The sequence below is a fragment of the Flavobacteriales bacterium genome (assembly GCA_019694795.1).
Classification (GTDB): Bacteria; Bacteroidota; Bacteroidia; order Flavobacteriales_D; family UBA2798; genus UBA2798.
Map to the genome: position 1 here is coordinate 1 of JAIBBF010000074.1, position 9,787 is coordinate 9,787.

Genomic DNA, 9,787 nt, shown 5'->3' on the forward strand with positions numbered 1-9,787 from the left:
CTTCCACACTGGTTTCATAATCGTTTTTATGCAGGTTGCGGAAATATCCGATGGAATATTGATTTCCGATTTGTGGTTTAACGCGATCGGTACTTGGCACCCATACATCGGTTGGTAATGAAACCGCCGAGAGTGATGCAAGGTGAATGTATTGCAGATTGCGCGTATAGGCTGCTTTCAGTGATGAAACTTTATTGAGTGTGTAACGCAAAGAAGCACGCGGTTCGGGTCCGTGATACAGTGCAACGGATTCTCCTCTGTTGTAGGTGATGGTATCACTCGTGGTGCCCAGGGTGGGATCTTTTACGTAACGGGTGAATGGACCTACCTGATTGAAGAGCGAGTAGCGGAGTCCGACCGACATGCGCAGTTCTTCGGTGATATCGAAATCGTCGTTGAAGTACAAAGCGCTTTCATGAGCGAAAAGTTTTACGCGTCCCCCCGTATCGAATACCAAATCTCCCTGCTTAGCGGTTGCTGAACTGGGCACGAAGGTGTGAAAGGTGTAAAATGCACCGAATTTAATGGAGTGACGCGGGTTGGGTTGGTAGAAGAAATCGAGTTTGCCGTTCCAGTCGGTAATTCCACTGAACAATGCGAATTCGAAATCATCCTGCGCGGCGGCGAATTCGAATTGGTATTGCGAATACACGGCCGAAAAATTCATGAAGAGTTTATTGTTGAAGAGGTGATTCCATCGCACGGTGGCGGTTGAATTTCCCCAGGGAATTTTTACGTTAAAGCCGGCTTTTTTATTGGAGTAATTAAAGACATCGCGACCAAAATATCCGCTGAGGAACAAACGATCTTTATCGTTGAAACGATAATTCATTTTCATGTTGAGATCGTAGAAATAATATCCTGTTCCGTTAAAGGGCGATGTTTCTTTGATGAAGGGTTTCATCAATACATCGATATAGGTTCTACGAGCGGAAATGATGAAGGAAGAGGTATCTTTTTTTATGGGACCCTGTAGCGTGAGACGTGAAGAAATTAATCCGATACCGCCGTCCACCTCAAACTTTTTACTGTTTCCTTCTTTCATGTTTACATCCACCACCGAAGCTAATCGTCCCCCATAATTCGCCGGCATGCTTCCTTTATACAGCTCCACATTTTTAACGGCATCGGCATTAAAGACCGAAAAGAATCCGAAGAGATGCGAAGCATTGTACACCACCGCTTCATCAAGAAGAATCAGATTTTGATCGGGTCCTCCCCCACGCACGTAAAAACCGGAATTCCCTTCGCCGGCCGATTGTACACCGGGTAAAAGCTGAATGGTTTTGAGCACATCCACTTCCCCCATGAAAGCAGGGAGCGTTTTAATTTTTTCCACCTCAATACCCATTCGTCCCATATCGGTGCTCTTGGTATTTTCATCACTGCCCCGGGCAGTGACCTCCACTTCGTCGATAGTAGTAGAAGCCGGTTGCAATTCGAGATTGAGTTTGGTATCGGCATTGAGACTTATCGATTTTTCCTGATCGTCGAAACCGATGAATGAAAATTTGAGGGTATAATTCCCTTTGGGAAGCGTGATGGAATAAAATCCGTAAGCGTTGGTAGTGGTGCCCTTTGCCAGTTCTTTTACATACACATTGGCAGCCATCATGTATTCGCCGGTGGAAGCATCTTTTACATAACCCGACAAGGTAAATTTCTCCTGTGCGGCTACATCACCCGGTGATAAAAGGGCGATGAGGGGGATGATGCATGTAAAAATGAGCGTTCTCATTGTGCTTTTGGTGGACTTAAATGCCAAAACGCGATTGGCGCGATAAAAGTATAACGCTTTTTTCAATAAACATTCATTCCCTTCGATTGTTCTCTAGGGAAATTGCTTTAGTACTGCTATTTTTGTGCTCCATTTCTCACCATGCCTGTAAAAAACACTCCCAGTATAAAATCGCACATCCTCATTGAAGGCGCACGCGTACACAATCTGAAAAACGTATCGGTTGCCGTGCCGCGCAATAAGTTGGTGGTGGTAACGGGCTTATCGGGATCGGGAAAATCGAGTCTGGCTTTTGACACGCTCTACGCTGAGGGTCAACGCCGCTATGTGGAGAGTTTATCATCCTACGCCCGCCAGTTTTTGGGTCGGCTCGACAAACCGGAGGTGGACAACATTCGCGGTATTTCGCCGGCAGTGGCCATTGAGCAGAAAGTGATTTCGCGCAATCCACGCTCTACGGTTGGAACGGTGACCGAGATTTACGATTATTTAAAACTACTTTTTGCACGCGCCGGAAAAACCTATTCGCCCATTAGCGGCAAGGAAGTAAAAAAAGAAAGCGTGAGCGATGTGGTGGACTACGTTAAACAACTGCCACAAGGCACCCGTGTGATTCTGTACGCACCACTCATTCGCAAAAACGACCGCACGCATCAGAAGCAATTGGAGTTACTGATGCAACAAGGTTTCACCCGTGTGGAAGTGAATGGCGAAGTGTATGCCATGGAAGAAGTGCTGCAGCGGAAATTTAAAAACAGCGATGAGTTGTTTGTGATGATTGACCGTTTTGTTGCGGAAAACAACAATGATGAGAATGATAGTCGCGTTGCGGATTCGGCGGAGACGGCTTTTTTTGAGGGCGACGGTGAATGTTTTCTCGAAGTGCAGGATGCGAAAAAAACACGCAAGAAATTCAACAAACGCTTTGAGGCCGATGGCATGAGCTTTGAAGAACCGGATGTACATTTTTTCACCTTTAACAATCCGATCGGTGCCTGCAAAACCTGCGAAGGATTTGGCAGTGTAATTGGAATTGATCCGGATTTAGTGATTCCGAATAAAGCACTTTCCATTTACGAAGATGCTGTGGCTTGCTGGAAAGGTGAGACCATGGGTGAATGGAAAAAACAATTGATAAAAAACGCCGAGAAATTTAATTTCCCCATTCACAAACCCATTTCGCAACTGAGTAAAGAGCAAATGAATGTGCTGTGGAAAGGGAATAAATATTTCGACGGACTCGATGCGTTTTTCCTGCACCTGGAAGCGAACATGTACAAAATTCAGTACCGTGTTATGTTATCGCGCTACAGAGGGAAAACCACTTGTCCGGATTGCCTCGGCACGCGTTTGCGCAAGGATGCACAGTACGTAAAAATCGGCGGTAAATCCATCAGCGATTTATTGTTTGAACCCATTAAAGAATTGATTCCTTTTTTCGATACGTTGAAATTGGGTAAACACGAAGAAAAAATTGCACAACGCATTTTAGTGGAGATTCGCAGTCGTTTAAAATTTCTGAACGATGTTGGACTCGGTTACCTTACACTCAACCGCACGGCGAATACTTTGTCGGGTGGCGAATCGCAACGGATTAATCTGGCTACTTCACTGGGAAGTTCATTGGTGGGATCGATGTATATTTTGGATGAACCGAGTATTGGTCTTCACCCGCGTGATACCCAAAAACTGATTGGTGTTTTGCAAACACTTCGTGATTTAGGCAATACCGTAATTGTGGTGGAACACGATGTGGAAGTGATGCGTGCTGCCGATGAAATTATTGATATGGGTCCCATGGCCGGATCGCACGGTGGTGAAGTGGTGTTTCAGGGCGATCACAGCGAATTGCTGAGTGCAAAAAAATCGATGACGGCGAAATACCTCACCGGAAAAGAAAGCATTGATGCGCCCGATAAAAAACGCAAGTGGAAAGATTATATTCAGGTGACCGGTGCCAGAGAAAATAACCTGAAAGATATTACCGTGAAATTCCCATTGGGGGTTATGACGGTGGTGACCGGTGTTTCCGGATCGGGGAAATCGAGTCTGGTAAAACGCGTGTTGTATCCTGCCATTACGAAAGCATTGGGCGGACATGGCGATAAAAACGGAGCTTTCGATAAACTGGAAGGATCGTTTCGTCAGTTGAAGTCCGTAGAATTTATCGATCAGAATCCCATTGGTAAATCCTCGCGCAGTAATCCGGTAACCTATGTAAAAGCGTTTGATGAAATCCGGAATTTATTTGCGGCGCAACAGGGTTCGAAAGTAAAAGGATTTAAAGCTTCGCATTTTTCATTCAACGTAGATGGTGGTCGCTGCGAAGTGTGCGAGGGAGAAGGAATTATAACCGTAGAAATGCAGTTTATGGCCGATGTGCATTTGGTGTGTGAAGAATGCAATGGCAAACGCTACCGCGATGAAGTGCTGGAAGTGACCTTTCATGAGAAAAGTATTTTTGATGTGTTGCAAATGACCATCGACGATGCCATTACCTTTTTCCAGCAACACAGCAAAGGCAAAGGCGATACGGAAAGTAAAATCGTGCAAAAATTATTACCGCTGCAGGATGTGGGATTGGGTTATGTTCAATTGGGACAATCCTCCTCTACCCTTTCCGGCGGAGAAGCACAGCGGATTAAACTGGCTTCCTTTTTAGGCAATGAAAAAGGCGATAACAACACCCTATTCATTTTTGATGAACCCACTACCGGTTTGCATTTTCATGATGTGAAAAAATTACTGCATGCCATGAATGCGTTGATTGACCGTGGCAATTCGGTTTTAATTATTGAGCACAATACCGATGTAATAAAATGCGCCGACTGGGTGATTGATCTTGGTCCCGAAGGCGGCGACGAAGGCGGTTTCATTCTGTACGAAGGTCTTCCCGAAGACCTGAAAAAAATCAAGAAAAGCTATACCGGTAAATTTTTATCGGAGGGTTGAGGATGGTTTTTTTTCTTTCCATTTTTTGGATCGATAATTATGGCCGCTAAAACTTCGTCTGCCGGGGGCCAATTCATGATTTTTTCATTGAGGAATTTCAGTGCCCGGTTTTGAGTTAAAATCAAATTCCATTTTTTTGATTTAGAAAAAGTTTTTAATTGTTTTTCCCGTTGAATGGCAATTTCCATGGTGGGATGCGCTTCGGTGTAAATAAGATAAATGCAGTTGTATTTTGCTGTATAACTCTTTTTATTTTTTGTTTTCCAGTTGTAATAGTGATAGTGTAATCTTACTTGTATGTTGTTGGTTACACCGCAATATAATATGGTTCTGTTTTTGTTGGTCAGGAAATAAACGCATGGTGTTTTCATGGTTTGAAACTACAGGCATTTATTTTCTTTCTCAATTAATAATTGCACTGTCTTTACCTTTCGATAATCTCCTATCCCCCACCCTTCCACCATCCGATTCCACGCTTCGCTCTGAATGACGCGCGGTGTGTACTCAGTGTTTCAACCCCGCCCTGCAACAATCCGATTCCACGCTCCGCTCTGAATGACGTGCGGTTTGTACTCAGTGTTTCAACCCCGCCCTTCCACCATCCGATTCCACGCTCCGCTCTGAATGACGCTCGGTATGTGCTCCGTGGTTCAAACCCCACGCTGCAACCATCCGATTCCACGCTCCGCTCTGAATGACGCACGGTGTGTGCTCCGTGGTTCAAACCCCGCCCTGCAACAATCCGATTCCACGCTCCGCTCTGAATGACGCACGGTGTGTGCTCCGTGGTTCAAACCCCACGCTGCAACAATCCGATTCCACGCTCCGCTCTGAATGACGCGCGGTGTGTACTCAGTGTTTCAACCCCGCCCTGCAACAATCCGATTCCACGCTCCGCTCTGAATGACGCACGGTGTGTGCTCCGTGGTTCAAACCCCACGCTGCAACAATCCGATTCCACGCTCCGCTCTGAATGACGCGCGGTGTGTACTCCGTGGTTCAACCCTGCCCTTCCACCATCCGATTCCACGCTTCGCTCTGAATGACGTGCGGTTTGTACTCAGTGTTTCAACCCCGCCCTTCCACCATCCGATTCCACGCTCCGCTCTGAATGACGCGCGGTGTGTGCTCCGTGGTTCAAACCCCACGCTGCAACCATCCGATTCCACGCTCCGCTCTGAATGACGCTCGGTATGTGCTCCGTGGTTCAAACCCCACGCTGCAACAATCCGATTCCACGCTCCGCTCTGAATGACGCGCGGTGTGTACTCCGTGGTTCAAACCCCACGCTGCAACAATCCGATTCCACGCTTCGCTCTGAATGACGTGCGGTTTGTACTCAGTGTTTCAACCCCGCCCTTCCACCATCCGATTCCACGCTCCGCTCTGAATGACGCGCGGATATCGCTATTTAAAAAAAATGCCAATTATTCGTCAAATATACATTTCGAATATTTTACTAGTTGGATAATTATTTCTTTGAAAGAAAAATGAAAAAAATTACCATCGAGGAAATTTATCATCTATTATCCAGCGCAGAATTAAAATTTATCCCAAGTCATTCCCAATTATGTTACCCCATACTGGTAAGGTTATACAAGAAGATGAGTTTAGGGATTCAATTTCCGGGAATCAAAACGGACGGGGAACTCATTATTGACGGACATCATCGATACATTGCATCCCTTTTAGCGAACATCGAACTTGAGGTTTATCCCTCGTTCAAAACTTCTGCAACATCAACTTATCATTGGAATACGGTACTATTATCGGAAGAAGATTGGGATACACCGACAAAAATTAAGCTCCTAAACGAAAAAGATGCGCTTTTTAATCAAATTGATCTTAAATATCTTGAATTAATCCTTGAATCTGCATAAATTAGATGGTGCTAATTTTTTTAGACATAGACGGAGTAATGTTACCAGCTAAAAGTTGGGAAAAGCCTGAATTATTGAATGACGGATTCATGTCGTTTGATAAAAAGGCCGTACAAGCCATTAATCAGATTTTAGGACCCAGCGATACAATTATTATCACCAGCTCGCACAGAACTAAATATTCCATTTCGAAATGGATTGAGATTTTTCAGCATCGCGAAATAAATATCGGAGAAATTAATCTTCTACCTGTATTTCCTAATTGTAAATCGCGTAAGGAAGAGCTATTGCATTTCCTTGAAAACAATATTTCGAATGAAGATTTCCTCATCATTGATGATGATAAAAGTTTGCTGGACCTTCCCTCCTCCTACAAGGACAAATTAATATTAACATCTTCACTGATAGGTCTCCATCCGGAACTTGTACATTAACCATTCCTTCTCCAATTATTTTTTTGGAATAATCACCTCGTGCCCTTCGTGCCTTAGTGGTTCAACCCTGCCCTCCAACAATCCGATTCCACGCTTCGCTCTGAATGACGCGCAGATTTTATTTCCATTCCAACTCACTCCCCACTTCCCTTCTACCCTCTTCCCACTACCTATTTTTCCTTACTACCCACTACCTATTTTTCCTACTACCCTTCTACCCACTACCCACTACCTATTTTTCCCATTTCCCTTCTATCTTCTGCCCAAAAAGTATCTTGAAAATGGGCTAAGCAGGATTATTTTACTGAAACAAGTCACGAATTCACTTTAAAAGACTAAAAATCAATGTATAATAGAAATGTTTAGCTAATCCATATCAGATATTATCGTATATTATCGTATTGATTTTTTTTCTTTTCCAAACATTAAATCGTATATTTACGAATATTATCGTATCAAGTATTCTAAAAAATGAAAAACCTATTACATACATTCCATGTTCAGTTGAACTTTGAAATACTGAACAAAATAAGTGCTTTAGACCGATTTGGAGGTGAATGGATAGGCATAGAAAGAAGAGAGGGTATTCAAACCTTAAAGCAATTAAAGTCAATTGCAACAGTATCTAGCGTAGGAGCCTCCACACGCATAGAAGGAAGCAAAATGACGAATGATGAAATCAGAGAATTCATTTTTACACATGTGAAAATTGAAAAACTGGAAGATCGCGATCAACAGGAAGTGTTGGGTTATTATAATGTGTTGGACTTAATTTCAGAATCGTACACCGACATTGATATCTCAGAGAATGGCTTAAAATATTTGCATCATTTATTGTTAAAGTATAGCCATAAAGATCAATATCACCGCGGTAAATATAAATTGACTGCTAACTCTGTTGAAGCAAGTCACCCGGACGGAAGCAAAACAACCATTTTCAAAACCAGTGAACCAGGAATTGAAACAGAAGATTCTATGCGAGCACTCATTGAATGGTATCGCAAAGATAACACGGCACATGCCTTAATAAAATCTGCTGTTTTTGTTTATGAATTTCTAAGTATTCATCCATTTCAGGATGGCAATGGAAGATTAAGCCGGTTAATTGCTAGTTTGCTCTTGTTAAAAAATGGATATCCATGGATACAATATGTCAGCTTTGAACATGAAATAGAACAACGAAAAGCAGAGTATTATCAGGTGTTGATGGATTGCCAACAACAACGACCCGGAGAGGATATCACTTCGTGGATCCTTTTCTTTTTGGATTGCCTCTATAATATTCAGGAAAAATTAAAACGAAAATTAGATCAGCGTAAAAGCGAAAATCAATTGTCGCCTCGTGATAAAATGATTTATATGTTTATTGATAGTCACCCAGGATGTAAATCCGGAGAGATATCGAAAAAATTAAATATTCCACTTCCCACAATAAAAAAATTATTATCAGAAATGATCCAATCAAAATTGATATCGAAATATGGAAATGGACCCGGAACGAATTATACCACCGAAAAATTAACTGTGATTAAAACAGATATTGCATTAAAATTCGAGAAAAATCATTTTTCCAAATCATTTACACTTTTGAACCGACATTCATTTATCACGATAAAAAAAATAATTCTTATCCCTTTATTCGATTGGAAAAAGCCAGATGAATGGACGTCTCGTATCTTTAAGGAAAATCCTGAACTCCACATTGAATGCAAAAACAAAAAAGGGGATGATCGATCGCAATTATTTTCAATTTCCGGTTTCATTTCTCCCATACACTATCAACCTGTTTTTACATTCTCTCATCCCATTCACATTCCAATGAACTTATGGGAAGATGAGCCCAGGGATAATGAATTTCCCATTGAAGTCACACTTACCCTGAAATCATTAGCCGAAGAACTTTCTTTTGATGTAATGCTGGTATATGACGGTGCACTTGAAGCGAATTAAAAATTGAGTAGCGTTTATCTCAACATGCTGCAGAAAAAAATTTTGTTATCCATCTTGCATTCAAAAAAATTCTGAGTGCAACTTCGTGTTCTTGTGTCTTAGTGGTATGCCCGCGCTTCCACCATCCGATTCCACGCTTCGCTCTGAATGACGCGCGGATTGTACTCAGTGGTTAAACCCCACCCTTCCACCATCTGATTCCACGCTTCGCTCTGAATGACGCACGGTATGTGCTCCGTGGTTCAAACCCCACCCTGCAACAATCCGATTCCACGCTCCGCTCTGAATGACGCACGGTGTGTGCTCCGTGGTTCAAACCCCACCCTGCAACAATCCGATTCCACGCTCCGCTCTGAATGACGCACGGTATGTACTACCATTTCACCACTCCTTTTTTTTCCTACTACCCTTCTACCCACTTCCCACTACCTATTTTTCCTCACTACCCACTACCTTTCTACCTTCTGCCCTTTGTGTTCTTCTTAATAAATTCTTCGTGCAACTTCGTGTTCTTGTGCCTTAGTGGTATGCCCGCGCTTCCACCATCCGATTCCACGCTCCGCTCTGAATGACGCACGGTTTGTACTCAGTGTTTCAACCCCACGCTGCCACCATCCGATTCCACGCTCCGCTCTGAATGACGCACGGTGTGTACTACCATTTCATCACTCCTTTTTTTTCCTACTACCCTTCTACCCACTTCCTATTTTTCCTCACTACCCACTACCTTTCTACCTTTTACCCTTTGTGTTCTTCTTAATAAATTCTTCGTGCAACTTCGTGTTCTTGTGCCTTAGTGGTATGCCCGCCCTTCCACCATCCGATTCCACGCT

The 9,787-nt window shown here is 43.2% G+C and carries 6 protein-coding genes; 4 read left to right on the plus strand and 2 right to left on the minus strand.

Annotated features, from left to right (window positions below; genetic code table 11):
• The coding region (locus K1X56_13735) for a TonB-dependent receptor (GenBank protein MBX7095777.1) at positions 1 to 1,738 on the minus strand (1,738 nt) is incomplete at its 3' end.
• A 141-nt stretch (positions 1,739 to 1,879) separates the two neighbouring features.
• On the opposite strand from K1X56_13735, the gene uvrA reads away from it, so the two are divergent.
• Positions 1,880 to 4,690 (plus strand): excinuclease ABC subunit UvrA, encoded by a 2,811-nt coding sequence (uvrA, locus tag K1X56_13740; GenBank protein MBX7095778.1) that lies wholly within the window; start codon positions 1,880 to 1,882, stop codon positions 4,688 to 4,690.
• Here the strand turns inward: uvrA and K1X56_13745 are convergent.
• A complete protein-coding gene (locus K1X56_13745) occupies positions 4,660 to 5,061 on the minus strand; it encodes a GIY-YIG nuclease family protein (protein MBX7095779.1) in 402 nt (133 codons plus the stop codon). The two genes, uvrA and K1X56_13745, sit on opposite strands and share 31 nt — an antisense overlap.
• Positions 5,062 to 6,294: 1,233 nt before the next feature.
• Between K1X56_13745 and K1X56_13750 the strand changes: the two genes are divergently transcribed.
• From K1X56_13750 to K1X56_13760, 3 genes are all read left to right on the plus strand, one after another.
• A complete protein-coding gene (locus tag K1X56_13750; protein MBX7095780.1) occupies positions 6,295 to 6,570 on the plus strand; it encodes a hypothetical protein in 276 nt (91 codons plus the stop codon).
• A 38-nt stretch (positions 6,571 to 6,608) separates the two neighbouring features.
• Positions 6,609 to 7,004 carry a hypothetical protein gene (locus tag K1X56_13755; GenBank protein MBX7095781.1) on the plus strand — a complete coding sequence of 132 codons (396 nt, stop codon included), beginning with the start codon at positions 6,609 to 6,611 and terminating at the stop codon, positions 7,002 to 7,004.
• A 471-nt stretch (positions 7,005 to 7,475) separates the two neighbouring features.
• The gene (locus tag K1X56_13760; protein MBX7095782.1) at positions 7,476 to 8,954 is read left to right on the plus strand and encodes a Fic family protein; all 1,479 of its coding nucleotides are present in this window, start codon (positions 7,476 to 7,478) and stop codon (positions 8,952 to 8,954) included.
• The last annotated feature ends 833 nt before the right edge of the window (positions 8,955 to 9,787 follow it).

Excerpts from the sequence above, each read along its gene's own strand:
- uvrA (MBX7095778.1), top strand. The coding sequence starts at position 1,880 with ATGCCTGTAAAAAACACTCCCAGTATAAAATCGCACATCCTCATTGAA.
- K1X56_13760 (MBX7095782.1), top strand. The coding sequence starts at position 7,476 with ATGAAAAACCTATTACATACATTCCATGTTCAGTTGAACTTTGAAATA.
- K1X56_13745 (MBX7095779.1), bottom strand. The coding sequence starts at position 5,061 with ATGAAAACACCATGCGTTTATTTCCTGACCAACAAAAACAGAACCATA.
- K1X56_13750 (MBX7095780.1), top strand. The coding sequence starts at position 6,295 with ATGAGTTTAGGGATTCAATTTCCGGGAATCAAAACGGACGGGGAACTC.
- K1X56_13755 (MBX7095781.1), top strand. The coding sequence starts at position 6,609 with ATGTTACCAGCTAAAAGTTGGGAAAAGCCTGAATTATTGAATGACGGA.